The organism is Vagococcus sp. 211 (assembly GCF_056322705.1).
On record NZ_CM150475.1, the window covers coordinates 1156934 to 1175048 of the forward strand.

At 36.5% G+C, this 18115-nt stretch carries 22 protein-coding genes; 9 read left to right on the forward strand and 13 right to left on the reverse strand.

Features of this window, described 5'->3' with window-relative positions:
• Positions 1-76: 76 nt before the first annotated feature.
• The 6 genes from typA to ACVWM0_RS05720 form a co-directional block, all read right to left on the reverse strand.
• A complete protein-coding gene (gene typA, locus ACVWM0_RS05695) occupies positions 77-1915 on the reverse strand; it encodes a translational GTPase TypA (RefSeq protein WP_476471682.1) in 1839 nt (612 codons plus the stop codon).
• Between the two features lie 119 nt (positions 1916-2034).
• Positions 2035-2811: an inositol monophosphatase family protein gene (locus tag ACVWM0_RS05700; protein ID WP_476471683.1), complete on the reverse strand. Its 777-nt coding sequence runs from the start codon at positions 2809-2811 to the stop codon at positions 2035-2037.
• The gene (locus tag ACVWM0_RS05705; protein ID WP_476471684.1) at positions 2808-3095 is read right to left on the reverse strand and encodes a UPF0223 family protein; all 288 of its coding nucleotides are present in this window, start codon (positions 3093-3095) and stop codon (positions 2808-2810) included. The genes ACVWM0_RS05700 and ACVWM0_RS05705 overlap by 4 nt, the downstream gene beginning before the upstream one ends.
• Positions 3096-3174: 79 nt before the next feature.
• Entirely contained in the window at positions 3175-4623 is a 1449-nt protein-coding gene (locus ACVWM0_RS05710) for an ATP-binding protein (RefSeq protein ID WP_476471685.1), read from the reverse strand.
• A complete protein-coding gene (locus tag ACVWM0_RS05715) occupies positions 4623-5345 on the reverse strand; it encodes a winged helix-turn-helix domain-containing protein (protein ID WP_476471686.1) in 723 nt (240 codons plus the stop codon). The genes ACVWM0_RS05710 and ACVWM0_RS05715 overlap by 1 nt, the downstream gene beginning before the upstream one ends.
• A 19-nt stretch (positions 5346-5364) precedes the next feature.
• On the reverse strand, positions 5365-5700 hold the full coding sequence (locus ACVWM0_RS05720; RefSeq protein ID WP_476471687.1) for an SdpI family protein: 336 nt from the start codon (positions 5698-5700) through the stop codon (positions 5365-5367).
• A 230-nt stretch (positions 5701-5930) separates the two neighbouring features.
• Between ACVWM0_RS05720 and ACVWM0_RS05725 the strand changes: the two genes are divergently transcribed.
• Complete coding sequence (locus tag ACVWM0_RS05725; RefSeq protein WP_476471688.1) at positions 5931-6086, forward strand: hypothetical protein; 156 nt, start codon at positions 5931-5933, stop codon at positions 6084-6086.
• 225 nt (positions 6087-6311) lie between these two features.
• On the opposite strand, the gene ACVWM0_RS05730 is transcribed toward ACVWM0_RS05725, so the two are convergent.
• Positions 6312-6530, reverse strand: coding sequence for a hypothetical protein (locus ACVWM0_RS05730; protein WP_476471689.1), 219 nt, complete (start codon positions 6528-6530; stop codon positions 6312-6314).
• A 208-nt stretch (positions 6531-6738) separates the two neighbouring features.
• Between ACVWM0_RS05730 and ACVWM0_RS05735 the strand changes: the two genes are divergently transcribed.
• Positions 6739-7023 (forward strand): hypothetical protein, encoded by a 285-nt coding sequence (locus ACVWM0_RS05735; RefSeq protein WP_476471690.1) that lies wholly within the window; start codon positions 6739-6741, stop codon positions 7021-7023.
• Between the two features lie 9 nt (positions 7024-7032).
• Here the strand turns inward: ACVWM0_RS05735 and ACVWM0_RS05740 are convergent, their stop codons facing one another.
• The gene (locus ACVWM0_RS05740; protein ID WP_476471691.1) at positions 7033-7878 is read right to left on the reverse strand and encodes a DnaD domain protein; all 846 of its coding nucleotides are present in this window, start codon (positions 7876-7878) and stop codon (positions 7033-7035) included.
• Between the two features lie 186 nt (positions 7879-8064).
• Here ACVWM0_RS05740 and ACVWM0_RS05745 point away from each other — a divergent pair, with 186 nt between their 5' ends.
• The 4 genes from ACVWM0_RS05745 to ACVWM0_RS05760 all read left to right on the forward strand — a co-directional run bounded on the left by ACVWM0_RS05745 (position 8065) and on the right by ACVWM0_RS05760 (position 10666).
• Positions 8065-8700, forward strand: coding sequence for a hypothetical protein (locus tag ACVWM0_RS05745; RefSeq protein ID WP_476471692.1), 636 nt, complete (start codon positions 8065-8067; stop codon positions 8698-8700).
• 538 nt (positions 8701-9238) lie between these two features.
• Positions 9239-9727, forward strand: coding sequence for an Ltp family lipoprotein (locus ACVWM0_RS05750; protein ID WP_476471693.1), 489 nt, complete (start codon positions 9239-9241; stop codon positions 9725-9727).
• A 74-nt stretch (positions 9728-9801) separates the two neighbouring features.
• The gene (locus ACVWM0_RS05755; protein ID WP_476471694.1) at positions 9802-10266 is read left to right on the forward strand and encodes a GNAT family N-acetyltransferase; all 465 of its coding nucleotides are present in this window, start codon (positions 9802-9804) and stop codon (positions 10264-10266) included.
• A 19-nt stretch (positions 10267-10285) separates the two neighbouring features.
• Positions 10286-10666 carry a VOC family protein gene (locus ACVWM0_RS05760; RefSeq protein WP_476471695.1) on the forward strand — a complete coding sequence of 127 codons (381 nt, stop codon included), beginning with the start codon at positions 10286-10288 and terminating at the stop codon, positions 10664-10666.
• 46 nt (positions 10667-10712) lie between these two features.
• Here the strand turns inward: ACVWM0_RS05760 and ACVWM0_RS05765 are convergent, their stop codons facing one another.
• Complete coding sequence (locus ACVWM0_RS05765) at positions 10713-10898, reverse strand: hypothetical protein (protein WP_476471696.1); 186 nt, start codon at positions 10896-10898, stop codon at positions 10713-10715.
• Between the two features lie 323 nt (positions 10899-11221).
• Here ACVWM0_RS05765 and ACVWM0_RS05770 point away from each other — a divergent pair, with 323 nt between their 5' ends.
• A complete protein-coding gene (locus ACVWM0_RS05770; RefSeq protein WP_476471697.1) occupies positions 11222-12136 on the forward strand; it encodes a prenyltransferase in 915 nt (304 codons plus the stop codon).
• Positions 12137-12292: 156 nt separating this feature from the next.
• Positions 12293-12646 carry a hypothetical protein gene (locus ACVWM0_RS05775; RefSeq protein ID WP_476471698.1) on the forward strand — a complete coding sequence of 118 codons (354 nt, stop codon included), beginning with the start codon at positions 12293-12295 and terminating at the stop codon, positions 12644-12646.
• A 190-nt stretch (positions 12647-12836) separates the two neighbouring features.
• Here the strand turns inward: ACVWM0_RS05775 and ACVWM0_RS05780 are convergent, their stop codons facing one another.
• Positions 12837-13019: a hypothetical protein gene (locus ACVWM0_RS05780; RefSeq protein WP_476471699.1), complete on the reverse strand. Its 183-nt coding sequence runs from the start codon at positions 13017-13019 to the stop codon at positions 12837-12839.
• A 125-nt stretch (positions 13020-13144) separates the two neighbouring features.
• Here ACVWM0_RS05780 and ACVWM0_RS05785 point away from each other — a divergent pair, with 125 nt between their 5' ends.
• Entirely contained in the window at positions 13145-14413 is a 1269-nt protein-coding gene (locus ACVWM0_RS05785; RefSeq protein WP_476471700.1) for a phenylacetate--CoA ligase family protein, read from the forward strand.
• Positions 14414-14457: 44 nt separating this feature from the next.
• On the opposite strand, the gene ACVWM0_RS05790 is transcribed toward ACVWM0_RS05785, so the two are convergent.
• The 3 genes from ACVWM0_RS05790 to ACVWM0_RS05800 are packed head-to-tail and all read right to left on the reverse strand — an operon-like array spanning position 14458 to position 18102.
• Positions 14458-15207 (reverse strand): peptidoglycan amidohydrolase family protein, encoded by a 750-nt coding sequence (locus ACVWM0_RS05790; RefSeq protein WP_476471701.1) that lies wholly within the window; start codon positions 15205-15207, stop codon positions 14458-14460.
• A 12-nt stretch (positions 15208-15219) separates the two neighbouring features.
• Positions 15220-15609 (reverse strand): phage holin family protein, encoded by a 390-nt coding sequence (locus ACVWM0_RS05795; protein WP_476471702.1) that lies wholly within the window; start codon positions 15607-15609, stop codon positions 15220-15222.
• An 18-nt stretch (positions 15610-15627) separates the two neighbouring features.
• Complete coding sequence (locus tag ACVWM0_RS05800; protein ID WP_476471703.1) at positions 15628-18102, reverse strand: hypothetical protein; 2475 nt, start codon at positions 18100-18102, stop codon at positions 15628-15630.
• Between the last annotated feature and the right edge of the window lie 13 nt (positions 18103-18115).

Here is an 18115-nt window from a genome sequence, read left to right on the forward strand (position 1 = left end):
TTCTGTCTTTAGAACCGCCCTATTTTTTTAGGCAAAAAAAGAGGTGCCTTTTAAGGCAACCTCTTTAACAGACACATTATTCAGCTGTTTTTTTACGTTTTGCAGCTTTTTCACGTTCTGATTTGTTTAAGATTTGTTTTCTTAAACGAACGCTTTCTGGTGTTACTTCACAGTACTCATCATCATTTAAGAATTGTAATGATTCTTCTAATGTAAGAATTTTTGGTTTTTTGATAACTGATGTTTGGTCTTTATTAGCAGAACGAACGTTAGTCATTTGTTTTGCTTTAGTAATATTAACCCCTAAGTCATTCTCGCGGCTGTTTTGACCAACGATCATTCCTTCGTATACTTCAGTACCTGGTTCAACGTACACTGTTCCACGTTCTTCGATACTCATGATTGAGTAAGTCGTTGCTTTACCTTGATCGATTGATACTAAAGCACCGTTACGACGTCCACTTACTAAACCAGAAATAACTGGTAAGTATGAATCAAAGGTGTGGTTCATGATACCATAACCACGAGTTAGAGACATGAATTCAGTTGAGTAACCGATTAAACCACGAGCTGGTGTCAAGAAGATTAAACGTACTTGACCATTTCCTGAGTTAATCATGTCTTGCATTTCACCTTTACGTTGACCCATTGATTCAATAACGCCACCCATGTATTCTTCAGGTGTGTCGATTTGAACGCGTTCAAATGGCTCACAATCAACGCCATCGATTTTACGGTAGATTACTGTTGGACGTGATACTTGTAACTCAAAGCCTTCACGACGCATATTTTCGATTAAGATTGATAAATGCAATTCCCCACGACCAGAAACAATCCATTTGTCTGGAGATTCTGTTTCTTCAACTTTTAATGACACGTCTGTTTGTAATTGACTTAGTAGACGTTCTTCGATTTTACGAGATGTTACGTATTTACCTTCTTTACCAGCAAATGGCGAGTTGTTAACTAAGAACGTCATTTGTAGTGTTGGCTCATCGATAAATAGAGTTGGTAGAGCGTCTTGGTGGTCTACAGGTGTTACTGTTTCCCCAACGAAGATGTCTTCCATACCTGAAACGGCGATTAAATCTCCCGCTTTCGCTTCTTGGATTTCCACACGGTCTAATCCTAAGAAACCTAATAATTTAGTAACACGGAATTTTTTAACTTCTCCGTCAAGTTTCATTAAGGCTACTTGGTCCCCAACTTTGATTGTTCCACGGAACACACGTCCGATACCAATACGTCCAACATAGTCACTATAATCTAATAATGATACTTGGAATTGTAATGGTTCTTCGCTGTTATCGATTGGTGCTGGGATGTGATCTAAGATAGCATCATAGATGTAATCCATTGTTTCTTCTTGGTCAGTTGGGTCATCAGATAAACTTGATGTTCCGTTAACTGCTGAAGCATAAACAACAGGGAATTCTAATTGATCGTCGTCAGCGCCTAATTCGATGAATAATTCTAATACTTCATCAATAACTTCTGCTGGACGTGCTGTTGCTTTGTCAATTTTGTTAACAACTACGATTGGTGTTAATTTTTGCTCTAACGCTTTTTTAAGTACGAAACGTGTTTGAGGCATTGTTCCTTCGTAGGCATCGACTACAAGCACAACCCCATCAACCATTTTCATAATACGTTCAACTTCTCCACCAAAATCCGCATGTCCTGGTGTATCTAAAATGTTGATGTGTTTGTCTTTGTAATTGATGGCTGTATTTTTAGCTAAGATCGTGATACCACGTTCTTTTTCAATATCCCCTGAATCCATTGCGCGTTCTTGGATTTGTGTATGACCATCTAATGTGTTTGATTGTTTCAATAATTCGTTAACTAACGTTGTTTTACCGTGGTCAACGTGGGCAATGATTGCCACATTACGTAATTCTTCTCTTAATTTCAATGTTTTTTTCTCCTTACTCTACTTAAAGCATAGACAACTTGACTGTCCTTAAAAATGCCGACTGTTTATTATAACAAAGTTTGTGCCTGAAAAAAAGTGAAAACTTTTCATTTTCACTTTTATTTAATAAATTTTTTATAAATTGTGTTAAAAGCCTGCTCTGTTGCAACAATAAACTTGGTTCTGCCACCAAGAATATCATAGGTTGAACCATCTAGATTACGACACACTAAGCCTAACGGTTCACTCAACGCAACACCTGCGGCAAAGTCCCAAGGGGCGAGATTTGAAATATAAGCAACTTGCTTCCCTCTCAGCACATCCAAAAAGTCTAAACCGGCACAACCAAACATCCTAACACCTAAACCAGAGAATGCGATTTCTTGCGTATGATCAATGTTATTCGCAAACATCCAGCCATTGACTCCTATAATACCACTTTCTAATGGTGTGTTGTCAACCATTGGCAACTCTTTTTCATTTAAAAATACGCCAACTGCCTTGCCACCATAGATAAACTCACCCTTTATCACATTATAAATAAAGCCTAAAACAGGGACATCCTCTTCAAAAATACCAATCATCACACAAAAATTCTCTTGTTGTGTGACGAAATTCATGGTACCGTCAATCGGATCAATCACCCAAATACGGCCCTTCGTACTTGTGGGATTCGTGCCGAGGCCTTCTTCTCCGATAATTTGATCTTCCGGATAGTGGGTCTTAATTTTAGCCACTAAAAAGGCTTCTGTCTCTTTATCGACATTGGTAACTAAATCACGGCGATCGGTTTTCTCCTCCACCATAATGGGAGAAGACAACGTGTCTTTGATTCTCTCCCCTGCTTCTAGCACCCAGTCATGAACCTGATTCATTAATGTGGTGTGTTGACTCATTTTTTTAAATCCTTTCTATTGAAAACCCCTGTTCCTTGTTTTCTAGCCGCTTGCATGACGCGGTATAAGGAATAACCCGTCCCTTCTTCAAAGGAATTCCCTAATTCTCGTTCTTCGCCAATGCTTTTAACAACGGCTTTAAACTCTTTATGTGCGGCTAGGATATCCTCGACCATCACTTTTTCTTCGTACGCACGCTCTACCATGGTCCACATGCCCATCACAGCAATCAACTCTTCTGTGCGCCATTCGCTATTGATTGGGTAACTATAATTTTCTGACATTTTTTATCCACCTACTTTTAATAATACATTGATTGTAACAGATTATGAGAAACGGAGGTAGTAAAAAAGGATAGTTAGACTATCCTTCCTCACTACTTTCTTCTAATTTATCTGGAAAATGCACCGCAAAGGTCGTTCCTTCACCTAATTCACTGGTAACATCAATCCGCCCCTTGTGCAAACGTACCAACTGATCCACAATCGGTAACCCCAAACCAGATTCCCCGTACTTCGTATTCTTACGAGAAGGGTCTGCCTTGTAATACCGGTCCCAAATATTCAATTGCTGTTCCTCGCTCATGCCAATTCCTGTATCCCTAATGGTCACAATACTTTCCTTGTACCCTCGCTCGATGGCAATCGTAATCCGGCCGTTTTCAGTAAACTGAATGGCATTAGTGATAATGTTGACCATGACTTGAACAAAGCGGTCGTAATCGGCCCAAACTTCAATGTTGTCCTCTGTCAAAAGAACCAGTTCGTTGTTTTTATCATGAGATTTACCTGACAACTGCTCCACTAAGGTGGCCAAAATTTTCGTTCCATTCAGTTGTTGTACCACAATACTGATTTGGTTCGTTAAGATTTTTTCGTAATCCAAGTTCTCATTCACTAAACGAATCAAACGGTTCGTCTCACTTTGCATCAATTCAATGCATTTTTGCTCTTGATCCTTTGGTATCGCCCCATAATAAATCCCTTCCAACAAGCCATTAATTGTGGTTAAAGGCGTCCGCATCTCATGTGCCACATCCGCCATAAAGTTACGGCGACGTTCTTCTTGTCGCTGAATCTCTTCTTGTGACTCTTTTAAAGACACAGCCATTTGGTTAAAATCTTCTGCCAAATCGTCTAACTCATCGTTGTTATTGACCTCTAAATGCACATCAAAATTCCCAGAAGCAATCTGAGTTGTCGCACTTCGCATGCGATTGATTCGGTTCACTTGGAATTTGGCTAAAATATAGCTAATCAATAACGCAATCAACGTAGACAATATAAAGCCTTTAAACAGATTCTGAGTCAGCTCGTTCACACTTTTGTCAATGTTACTTGCCGGTTGATAGGTTAACATCAAGCCTTGAAAATGAAAATTCGGTTCTGAAAAAAGAGGTTGCATGTGGACTGCCATGGTCATTTTCTTCCCATTGATGTCTTTACTTGCAATTGTTTTTTGTATCGGTTTCCCGTTCTTTTTAAAATTTTCTAAATCTTCTTCAGAGACAAAGCCGTCCCCTTTTTGTCCCGCAAAGCTAGGCGGGTAAGTCGCTACTCTGTCTGCATCCAGTAGAATAAAACTCACGCTCTGGTTTTGAAGCACAGCAGTGGACGTATCCAAAGAATCCGCCAAGGTCCAATTCTGGGTTCTCGAATTCTCCAACACGTTGGTTGTATAGCCTTCCAGTTGCTGATACGTTGTTTCCTTCATGGTTGTCTTGGTGATTTTCGTAAAGGTTAAGCCAAAGATAACTAAGACCGTTAAAATAATGGTAAAAAAGCCAATCATTTGTTGCAATAGGTAACGCATTATTGACCGACTCCAGAGTCATCAAATTTGTAGCCAACCCCCCACACGGTTTGAATCACTTGAGGTCCTACTTTTTCAATTTTTTGTCTTAGTTTCTTAATGTGGGCATCCACTGTTCTCTCATCACCAAAATATTGATAATCCCAGACTAATTCTAGCAATTTCTCACGAGAGAAAACTTGGCGTGGTTTTTTAGCTAATGTTAACAATAAGTCAAACTCTTTTGGCGTTAAGCCTTCGATTAATTCTTCGTCTAAATACACTTCTCGAGTACTAACATTCATTTTAAAATGAGACGTTACCACATCAAATGCCTCATCGGCTGTTTGTTGCGCCCCTCCATTTTCTTCTGCCAATACGGCACGACGGTGCAAGGCCTTGATACGAGCAATCAGCGTTAATGGACTGAAGGGTTTGGTTACGTAATCATCCGCGCCCATTTCTAACCCAATCACTTGATCGCTTTCAGAATCTCTTGCTGTCAGCATAATGATTGGAACCGTTGATGACACTTTGCGGATTTCTCGGCACACAGATACCCCGTCCATTGTAGGTAAGTTCAGATCGAGGGTAATCATTTCCCAACTCTCAGGTGCTTCTAAAAAGGCATCTAGCCCTTCTTTTCCGTCATATTTAAAGGTAACATCCCAGTTTTCATTTAAGAAAAACATCTGCATCATCTCTGCTACAGATTCATTGTCTTCTATCATTAATAATTTCATTTGTCTTTCCTCCTTGACGTTAATCATCTTGTTCGTCACTAAATGTTTGCAATGCTTTTTCAATGCTATAAAAGACCATTGTAATAGGGATAAACAATAACAATAGCTCTAAAATAAAGAACTTAGATAGCCCGGTCCATCGTAAAATATTGCCTAACACAAAGGTCCCTAATCCAACCAACAAAAAATAATTTCTTGCCTGTTTTTGTGCATACTCATAAGTCGCTTCACTATCCGTGGCACGTCCCGTTCGGTAGCCGTACTTTGATGCCATTTTTTTTGATGGCATGACCGCATACATCACACCAATAAACATTAATATTAAACCCACTGTATAAAAAATCACTTTCTCCACACCTATCCTTCAGGGGAATCCCCCTTTACTACGGTTCAATTGTATCACAAAATCCTTTCCTACTATATCCTGGAATCTCTGATAATTTATGAATATTTGTGTCTTTTTCATGAAATTTTTCAAAAAGCTTGTCATTCATTAAAAAGCATGATACATTATATATAGGAATTTTGTTACCATAACGTATATGCCTTTTCATAAGAATCATAAACATGAAAGGAGATTTTATTATGGTATTTACAAACAAAACGCTTCAATACCGTGTCACACTAGACACTGATACAAATATTTTCATCGTATTTGATGCAAACAATGAAAACATGTCAGCTCAAGGTAACACGATTGAAGAAGCAAAAGCAAAACTAAATCAACTAGTTAAGGAGTAATCAACTTGGAAGATTCATCCAGCTATTGACAAGGCGTTCTATTCAGCTAATGAAAGAATGCCTTTTTGTTATGCCTTTTGTTCATTTTACCTACTCATATATAAAAAAGACATAAAAAAAGACCAAGCAACCCGTAATTCATAGAATCGGAGAAGATCGCTTGGCCCAGTTAAACTAACCTATTCAATAATACCTTAAAATAAGACAAAAAGAAAGCACTCTCAATCAGAAAAACTCTTTTTCATTAGTTTCTGTCCTTTCTGTTGTCTTTTCTTCTATTTTATGTGACTTAGACGATGTTTTTTTCGTTTTTCGGTATTGTTTATTGTGCCCCTCAGCCAAGGTTATCGCTTCCAGGTACAAAGCTAGTTTTTCTTCCAAAGTCAGCTCTTTCCTTTCACTCATTAAGACGCTCTGAGCAAAGGCCTCTTTATCAATTCGCATGTCTTCATTCCTATCTTTTTTAATCGACCCTTTCTTATTTTAACACTTAATCATCCAAAATAGTCGTTTCTGCGTTAAAAGAAAACGATATCCCTCATTATGAGACAGACTTATTTTTTATAAAACAAAAAAACAAGAAAAAGCCTTGCACCCTTTTGTACCACTTGTGGTATGATATTAAAATAATTAAAGAAAGGTGGTCTTCCTAATGAAAAGAAAGCGCAAGCGACTCCCTTTTATCTTGTTCGTCTCAGCTCTCATTCTTATGTTTATTTTTACCAATCCCAAACGAGCCATACGTCTCAACGTTCTCTTAAAAGGCTTTCCTAAAGAAGCCTTGACCTCAAAGGTGGAATATAGCCATGATTATAAAGGCAATATAGGCGTCTATTACTTAGATCCTACACCTGTTGGCAATACAGGTCCTTTAGGGCTATTCGGAGCCAAGCAGGCCGGTCCCTTCTACATTGGTTATTTCATCGGCGCGATTTAGTCCATCTACTTAAGATGTTAATTGACGAAGTTGTTCTTGAAACATTTCTTTCTCTTTGTTAGACAGAGGTGTTTCAATGACCTCTTCGTCTTTTTTTGCCCAATCAGGTAGACTTTCTCGACGCATCCCCGGTGAGCCCCCTCTTTTTTTCTGATGCTTCCACGCTGAATCAGTCGCAGATAAGGCCTCTAACTCTTTAATTCCCTGCTGTTCCCACTTAGACAAAATGCCTTGCACATAACTTAACGTTTCTTTTTTATTTAAGACCGTTCGGCGAATCGCTTCTTTCACCATGCCTGGTTGGTGCTTTTGACTCAATGCCTGTAACTCCTCTTGCTCTAAAGGGCTCAGTTCTCGGCCGAAATTATCCGAAGCATAGATGATAATATCCTCCACCTCTTTAGTGACTTTTCCCCTATTGTTTCTTTCTTTTTCTGTGTTTTCTTTACTGTCTTTCCTTGCTATCTTAGAAGATGCCTCGGCTATAGCCTGGCTATTTTTATTCTTCTCCCACCGCTTGGATGCTCCTTTTTTGCCCGCTTCAGATAATCGCTGACTTTTCGCATCTTTCATTGCCATACGGTTCATGAAACTCTCGGAGTAAAAGCACTTACCATCCTCGGTAAAGACAAATAACCCAAAATCCTCCACAACCCCTTTAACAAGCCCTGCGTCGACACGAAAATCAAAAGCTAGCATATTATAATCCTTCATACTCATGTAATCTGGTTCGTCTCGCAACCGTTCCAAAATCATGAAATACACACCATACCCTGCCACACCATGCTTCATTCGTACCCCGATTAATTTATCTGAATTCCTGGCCGTACTATCATGACTAAAATATTGATTCATCTCTTGTCATCCTTTCGTTATATAACACCCTCTACTACTAGTAACGAAATGACTTAGCAAATTGTTAACCGTCTCAGTAACATTCTCATCAAATTATCATAAATAACGTGTTTTTATTCTTCAATAAACAAGAGGCATGATTTCATGCTATGATATTATTAACACAGTCTTAAGGAGGGGAATAGAATGGCACACAGACCCACATCAAAAAAGAGAAAAAAAAAGAAGCCTTGGTATCGGCGCCTTGATGTCTGGTTAATAGTGACTTCCTTGACCCTGAACCTTTTTCTTTTCAGAGACGCCTACGTAACAAGAGGCAAGCTAAAAGAACTTGACCAAGTAACCACACATCAAGCCCATCAGCTCAACGACCAAAAAGTAGGCGAGGCAAAAAACACCCCTGAAAAAGAAGCCTTAGAACAACACTTAAAAAAAGACGAGCCCTGGCTTATAGGCCAGCAATGGGAATTAACGGTGCACGACGTCAAAGTAACCAAGGAACGGAACGCTATCAACAAAGAAAAAGACAAGCAAATCATTGTGATTGATTACTCCTATCATAATTTAGGCTATGAACATCCTGTCCAAGACCTGTTTTTAAAACCAAGTCTTGTCTTAGATCACACAGGAGAAGTGGCAACCACGTATCCATTGACCTCTCTTAAACAGCCACAACCCACACCAAAAGGAGCGAACATCACACACGTCAAAGCAGCTTACGTATTGCCTCATGACAGTGACGCAATCACGGTTCACTTTTCTCAATACGACAATCACCAACACAAACAACAGGCTATCTATGATTTAGAAGTCACACAATAAGCCCCGAGAATTGACAATAGCCACCCTAATGTAGGGTGGCTATTTGATTAACGTATTATTTATATGTAAAGTGTGACTAGTACCATTGCTCGATTCTTCATTATTTCTCGTTTAAGCGGTGCAATCCCAACCTCTAAAGCACCCTTTGTAGCTCTAAGCTACGCCAGTGAGAATAAACTTCTACAAAATAAACCTTCATGTTGCGTATAAATATTATTAATGTTCCTTTAGTATAACACAGACACGCTAGGCATGCAAGCTATTTTAGACTCAGCCTTCTTTTTCTTAATAATTAACTCTTTTTTTCATACATTTGACAGCTGTTTTGTCTGAACAAAGTAAATATAAAGAAAATAAGATTCACTCACCCTTTAGGCAATCATTTAAAGTTGATTTTATCTATTAAAAAACCTAATAACAAAACTATTGTTATAAAATAGGTAATGTAGTATCATAAAAAGTGCGGAAACTATGTTAACTGCTATTTATAACAATAAAAGTTAACAACATACTTATAACTATTGGAGGAGAAGTTATTTTGAAAAAATATATATTTGTCTTTGCTGTATCTTTATTACTATCAGGTTGTAGTAGCTCTACTGATGACACGAAAGAAGAGGTTTCTGTATCAAAATCAAGCGAAAGTACAGTTATCGAAACAGAAATAATAACCGAGGATACTGAAAAAGAAGAAGAAATTGTAGCAAAAGAAGAAAAAGTACCTAGAGAACATGCCTCTGCTTTAAAAAAAGCGGAATCATATGCTAAAACAATGAGCATGTCAAAAGCCGCTATTTATGATCAATTAACATCTGAATACGGCGAAAAATTTTCAGAGGAAGCGGCACAGTACGCTATGGATCACCTAGAAGCTGATTTTAACGAGAATGCCTTAAAAAAAGCGGAATCATATCAAGATTCTATGTCTATGTCTCCTGAAGCTATCAGAGACCAATTAACATCTGAACACGGGGAACAATTTACTCAAGAAGAAGCCGATTACGCTCTGGAACACTTAGAAGAATAAACAAACAATCCCTCTTAAAAATTAGAGGGATTTTCTTATTATATGGTACACTGAACAAGAATGGAGATGATACCATGTTACAACTAAAACAAATGACCCCAAGTGATTACAACGATTACCTAGCCATTGCCATTCCCGATTATGCCAGTGATAAAATAAAAGCAGGCACTTGGACCAAAAAAGAAGCCCTGCACCGAGCAGAACTTTCTTACAACACCTATTTACCAGAAGGCAACCACACCCCTGATCATTACCTTTATACCATACAAACATCAGGGACTGTCATTGGCTATACGTGGATTAAATACGAAGCCTCCCCCGTTCCTTCTGCCTTTCTTTACGACATCATGCTGTTTGATACCTTTCAAAATCAAGGATATGGCACAAAAAGTATGGCTCTTATTGAAGAACAAGCAAAAGCATTAGGAGCCCACACCATGGGACTCCACGTGTTTGGCCACAATAAACGAGCCCTTCATGTCTATCAAAAATGCGGGTATGAGATTACGGATTATTCCATGACGAAACCCTTACACTAACTAACAAAGGAGCACTACTATGAAAGTTACCATGCGCTATACCATTCTATATATTAATGATCTGCAACAATCTCTCCATTTTTATCATGACATCCTAGGCTTACCCATACGATTGCAACAGGGAACCTATATTGAATTTGACACAGGGGCTACGGTATTAGCGATTAATACGCGATCATCGGTCACAGAAGAAATCGGCTTAGTTGTTCCCGAATCCTCTCATCGCTCACAAACCTTTGAACTAGGTTTTGTTGTGGGCGATGTCTCACAAACAATCGACACCCTCCGCCAGCAAAACGTCCCCATTATAAAAGAACCTGTCACCAAACCTTGGGGACAAACCGTTGCCTATGTGGCAGACCCAGACGGTCACTACATTGAAATTTGTTCAGCTATTTAGTCACCCCGCACCATAAATAGCTCGTAAAAAAAGAATGAGCCTACACTCATTCTTTTTTATTTTCTTTTTTCATTAATTCTTGGATGTTTTTCTTGAACGTCACAAGAAAGAAATAAAGTGGTATCGCCGCACCAAGTCCCCAAGCGATTTCTCCTGTCAGTAACGTGACAATAAGTAACACCAAGCACGCCGCAGCGAGTGAATAACTGCCAAATAATTCTTCTTTGTACATCTTTTTTCTCCCTTTTCAACTCATTATTTTCTTAATGATTACTATTTAGTCCTAACAAGGGCATCAACAAAGTGCCCAGATGTCTCACCTAACGAGTATACCATAGGACAACCCTTGATATTGAAGGAAAATAGCCATAACATAAAACCGACCCAGTCCTATCAAACATTCTATATCAAGTATTTTAATAACGTTATCACAATCTCTTACCAATTACCAAACACTACTATTGATAACGTTTTCCTCCATTTTTACCAAACAGATAATTTGTCTCACCCTCCTATTTTTGATAGAATGAACAAAGTTTCACGAAGGAGATTATTATGACAAACAACAAAGTAACGTTCAAACAATTTTACGAGTTATCAGAACTCTATACAGCACCACTGAATTTATTTATTATTTTACTTGGGATATCCTCGGCACACTTCCTAGCAAGTGCTACCCTTTCCCTCAACCTGACCCTTTTTATCGGGATTATTTTATGCTTTCACATTGCCGTGAATATTTTTAACCACTGGATGGATTACCAACACGCTGAAGACGACCACTACAAAACGGTGACCAATATCATCGGACGAGATCACTTATCTCTAACAAGCGTTAAATTGTATTTCTACGGCTTCATGCTACTGGCGACCCTTCTAGGAACGTATCTCGTGAGTCAGACCAATCTGATTGTTGGTCTTTTAGGTTGTCTGGGCTTTTATATTGGGTTGTTCTATTCTTATGGCAAATACCCGCTGAATTCACTGCCTATCGCGGAAATCGTTACTGCCTCAGCATCTGGGTTTGTGATTACCTTGATTGCTTTTTATCTCAGCACCCTTAACACAAACAGTAGCTATACCTTGTCCATTATGTCTTTAGCTGCTATCAGCTTGCCCCTCGTTTTAAGCATGTTTAATAACCTGCTAGCGAATAACACCTGTGATTTAGAAGAAGACATCAACAATAATCGCCATACTCTGGTGTATTATTTAGGCAAGAAAAAAGCCGTTCATCTGCTTATCGCTCTGACTGTTTTTAATTACCTGTGGCTAGGAGCTTTGGTCATCTTGCACCTAGCCCCTATCTCGATTTTGTTGTTACTTATCACCTTACCAAAAGTCATGTCAGCCTTGAGTCAGTACCGAAAAGTACAAGACAAACAAACCACCTTCCCCATCGTGTTAAAGAGCATGTCACTTATGATGGTGGTTTATCCCGTTCTTTATTTTTTAGGCAGTTATTTCTAATAAGCCAAAAACATCCCCAAAAAGTGAGCTGGCGTGCTTAACTTTTTAGGGATGTTTTTTTAAGATGATAAATTTCTTTTATGTTTTAAATGAGATAACCTATTTTTTACGTATCTTATTTATAATAAAAAGAGAACCACTAAAGGGAGTGCTTATATGATAGAGACCACCGTTCCAGACGGCCACACGCTAGTTAATACCAATCAATACCGTCGCTTTTTGCCTAAAGTCACCACAACGGAGTACATTGTAAAAACTGACATCAAAGACATGTGGGACCGCCAAATAGCGAAAGAACATCAAAAGGAAATCAAACAGAACACACCTAAAAAAACAAAACAACAGAAACGACCTAACTATTATAAGAAAAAGAAAAAAAACGTGTCTCACGAAGACTATCAAGAACGCCTCAAAAAACGTTATCATCAAAGACATTGGAAGAATATGGATTACGGAGACGTCACAAAAGCTGGTCCTGTAACAACGACAAAAAGAGAAGCAAAAGATTAAATACCTTAGATTGACTACGCTTTTGACTACCCCAACTCTCGTTTTTACCCAAATTCAGCCAAAAAAAAAACCACAAACCTTGGTTTAACAAGGTTTGTGGTTTTTGATGTTACCCTATGGAGGCGGCGGGAGTCTCTTTTTATCATATATACCAATGGTTAAAGCGTTTTGACTCCCCCTTTGACCACATCTAAACAAGATGATTATATTTCTCATAAATAGGTATCAAATCAGTTACTTCCTGTTCACCACAAACATACCTCCCCATAGCTATTTTATAAGCTTCTTTGTATTCAGTTACATCTATCTCGTCATGTATTGATAATTCTGCTTTTAATTCTGACATCTTGGAAACTAATTCTTCTATCTCCATAAGCTCTCCACTCTCGATAACAGTAATATACGATATAATCAAACATTTAATTGTTAAAATATAAAAGAAACAGACATGGAATAAAATGATATAATGTAGGTACATATACGCTTAGGAGTGAAATAATGAATATAAGGAAGACTGGCTTTAATACAATATCTAAAATAAAAAAGACCCCTGTTAATAATTTTATTAATGAATTTAATTTAGATAACAATGAAAAAGAAATACTAATGAAAAAAAGATTAAACAATATATTAAACTTTGCTAACCAAAATACAGAATTTTATAAAAATTATAAAAATTTTGATGATTTTCCAATAATTGATAAATCTATACTAAGAAGTCATTATGATTGTTTTATCTCTAAAAAAGCAGACCTAAATAATTCTATAAAAATGACAACAAGTGGAAGTACAGGGCAACCAATGACTTTTCATTTATCAAGAGAGAAAAAATTTAGACAAAATGCTGAAGTTATATTCTATAATAGATGGGGTTCTTTAGATGTAGGTGACTGTCATGGTTACGTTCGTGTTACTGATGCGAAATCTTCTTTAAAATTATTTATTCAAAATGAATATTTAATGAACCCAAAAGAATTAACAACTGATTGGTTAGCTGATCAAGTTGAACTTTTAAAAAAGAAAAAAATAAAAAGTCTAATAGGTTACCCTTCAGCTATCAGTGCTATTGCCTACGCTTCTATAGAAAAAGGTAACAAGCCTGAGGATTTCTTTTTAAAAGGAATCATTACTTCTTCTGAAACTTTACAAGAAAAAGATGCTGAAGCTATTTATAAAGCTTTTGGAGTTAAGCCTATAAGTAGATATTCTACTGAGGAATTTGGAGTACTAGCTACCTCATGTCCTAAATGTTGTAAATACCATGTGAATGATACAGGTTATAAAATTGAAATATTAGAAATTGGTAGTAGTGAATCTGTAAAACCGGGACAAGTTGGAAGAGTAGTTGTTACTGATTTATTCTCAGATTATATGCCTCTAATACGCTTTGATACAGGTGACCTAGCTACCCTATCTAAAGATGTTAATTCTTGTGAATTTTACAATACGGGTATTACTTTAGAAAACATAGTTGGTAGACAAATTGAAACTATTTATAATATTAACCGAAAACCTGTCTCAGCATTTGCTATAAATGGGGCACTTAGAGATTTCGAGACTATCAAGCAATACCAATTTATTCAAAATGATTACAATGACAATATTCTATATGTCGTGACAACTGACGGTTTCTCTGATGAAGATGAAGATATAATTTTAAAAAGATTCACCGATATTTTAGGTTCAACACCTAAATTAAAGCAGATTGAAGAAATAGCTCCTCTAAAATCTGGAAAACGACCTTATATTATAAGTAAAATTAAATAAACAACAAAAAAAGCCTATCCCGATTAAGAGATAGGCTTTCATATTTAATAACAAGGTCCCCAAGATTCAGTTTTAATTTTTCCATTTGATTTACCAATCGCTACGAAACCGTACTTACCGTTAGCTCTTGGTTGTCTCACCCAAACATAGCCACCCTTATGAGTAAACTGATCATACTTAACTTCTTGACCAGGCTTAATCCACCCTAAAACTTTTCCGTCCACCGCTTTGTCTAAGATAGCAATGTTAGCATTACCTGCATTTGATTTAAAGGTTCCCTTCTCAGCGTACCAACCAACTTTATCCGGTTTAGCTGTTGCTGGTACGTCAATCGGTTTGCTTGTATCGATATTATCATTACGGTAAGCATACCATCCCATATAATAAGGACAGGTAGTTGCTTCATTATCAATATAAACACCATTCATACTAGGGTTTTTGTAAGTACAGTGAATGATTTGAGTATTATTGATAAACTCAACCACATGACCTGCCGCACCACCTGACGCTCCTTTTTTCCCAAAGATGACAATATCACCACGCTTAGCTGTCCAATTTTTGTTATCTGCAATTAGCTTATATCCATTTTGAACTAACCAAGCATGCATTGAATCAGTGTTGTATAGCCACGCGGGTCTACTTGCCCCTGCCTTTTCAACCGAACGAACTATTGTACCTGAACAGTCACCTGTTCCATCTGAACCGTCTCTAGCACCTGTCATTGAATATCTAATACCTTTCTTCCTTAATCCATCCATGAATCCAATCGATGTTTCAATGTTAATTTTTACCATGTGATCACTCTCCTATTTTTTATTTGGCCCTTCATCTAGCTGACCTTTTAATTTTGTTAACGTGCCTTTCACCCATTCAGGCAATGGTAATCCTAACTGACCCCAATTCTCTGTGATAGAAATTGCATAAACCACAATAAAGAACCAGATAAACAAATTAGAAAAACTATCCAATCCTGCGATATTTAGATACGGTATCGCAGTCAAAACTAAAAGGACTACTAGTAGATGTTTAATCAGTCCTAGAAGTCCTTTTGTGCTATTACTATCTTTAATGACGAAACCTTTTACGATTCCTGTTGTTATATCGAATACTACCGACCATATAAAGATATGAACCCAGTAATTACTCATCAAATTCTGAAACTCTCTTAATAAATCCGCGCTACTTATAATCACCATTTTTACCACCTTTTCTTATTATTGATTAAAAATTGTCTTTATATCTAATGAGAAAATACCGTTTTCTTTTTTTACAGATAATAGTAAATTGTTAATATTCCCCTTATTTTCATCTCCTCTATTTCCTAATATTTTAATTTGGTTAATAGGATTAGCAAAACCGATTAAAGCTCCGTCTGAAACTCTTTGAGGATATAATTCAGCAGATTCAAGTCTAAAACCAAAAGTAGAATTCGATGTAGGCTCTAAAATAGCAACTGTATGCATCTTCTCGTCTTCAATTGAGTAAAATAAAACGTCTAAAAGTTTAGTTGTTGCACCGTCATAACGATTTAAAATTAAAATACCGTGTGGGTCTTCAAAATAAATATTTGCATAAGTTGGTGGAAAACCTGTTAAGTCATGTAGTGTTTCAATATTAGAAAAATTAACGCTTTTATCGGATTTTCGCTTAGCTCTAAAGAAGCCATGATTTGAATCGTCATTAGCCCAGTAAATATCATTCTCCAAAAAAATAAAATTTAGCACTCGTGCATAACGTCTATTTCCTTCAAAAACTACTTGCCATGTTTTTCCGTTATCACGAGATTCTAAAATCTTAGATGCAGAATCATCATCACCAGTTGATGAATACACACAACCTGAAAATGAGTCATAATTTATTGTGTGGAAATGCTTCATCCCAACATTATTATCTCCACTCAGCGTATAACTTTGTGTTACTTCCCAGTTTTTAGGATTGTCAAAAGGTTTGGTAACTGTCCAAATATTAGCTGTTAAATGTGATGGTCTCGTGTACTCTGCAAATATAAAAGTATCACTATTATCAATATAATCTACCCCACATGATTGCAACCAAGCTGTCGGTTTTAAATCGCCTAATATTATTTCTTTAGGATTTTTCCAATCGTTAGTCCTATAAACTATAGGATTCTGTCTAACGTTGTCCAATCCTTGTCCAGTCCCCAATAAATCGCCACGCCAGACACAAATAATGTCACCTTCTTTAGTAACATGTGCATGATATTGCTCTGGTGTTGAAATTTTATCCCAAGTGATTTCACTATTCCAATCGCATAAATATTTTAAATTATTAGGACTTCCGTTTGCATAATAAATCGGAAATGGTGCTACTGGTAGATAATAAAGCCAGCCAATAGGACGTGGCACTTCATCGCTTCTAGTATTAGTTGTTTTAACAGACCATAAAATTGGCGAAATTTCTTCCTGATTTTCTATACCAGTTTGAATATCTTCTTTTTCTATAACATTATTTTCTGTAGCGTTTTCTGTAAACTTCATTGTTTGTATGACATCCACTTTTTCGATTTCATTCACGTTTCCAACTAAACCGATGTATAAAAACACATCTTCTTTATTAAAGAATTTATAAGTCATGTTGCCTGAAACATTTGATTCTGATATTTTCAAATTCATAGTACCAGCATCTTCTATGCCTGCCCTGTCAGATGTTGCGATTATAAATCTATCGTGTTTTCCAAAAGTATTGATTAATATTTCGCTATTTTTAGATATGGCTATTATTTTAGCTCTTTCTTGATCAACATTTACAATAATATTAGATTCATTATTGAACCATATTTTATCCAGTTTCTTTAATGTTTGTTTTTCTGAAAAGTTCGTAGTCATATCATTATCTATTTCAACGATTTCTATATTTACATTATCAGTAATAGCACTAGATATAGCATTTTGATAACCGACAACTAGATAATTATGATCTAAATTATTTTCAAAATAAAACTCATAGTTATTTTTAATATTGGCATAATTAGCGGTGAAACTATAGAATATTTCACCTTTACTACCAGAATTTAAATCGTTAGTCGAAAAAATTGTCATTCTATTCATATTACCTTCTAATTTTATTCTATAGTGTTTACCTTTTTCCATCTTTGAAAAAGTACTTCTCAAACCCTTTTCAGAATATATTAACTTAGTCGAAATATTTATCCAAACGCTACTTTTTGTTGCCTCAATCTTTTTTTTATGAACACTCATAAAATTTTGATGAGTAAAGTTAATATTTTTTTCAGGTATTTTTCTAGCTTCTACATTCTCATCTTTTATTAATTTTTTTGTTATTGAGCTTTCTTTAATAACTCTTTCGTCGACAGAATTATCATTTAGATGTTTATTCAGAACATTTTTATCTTTTATCTTTCTTTCATGGATTGCTTCGTCCTCAATTTTAGAACCATCAATTGCGTAGTTTTTGATTTTTTCACGACTAATCGCATCTTGTTGAATAACTCGCTCATTTATAGACAAGTCTTGTAAATTTCTATTTCTAATAGCTCTCTCTTGTAATTCTCTTTCGCCAATCGAATTCTCCTTTAAAACAGGATTAGTTTTAGCATCTTTTATATCTTTACTTAACGATGCATTTTCTTCATACAACTCTTTAAAGTTCTCATTCGTATCATCTAATTGTCGCCTATTCCAGTTAGTTTTTAATATACGTCTTGCCACATTCCATCACTCC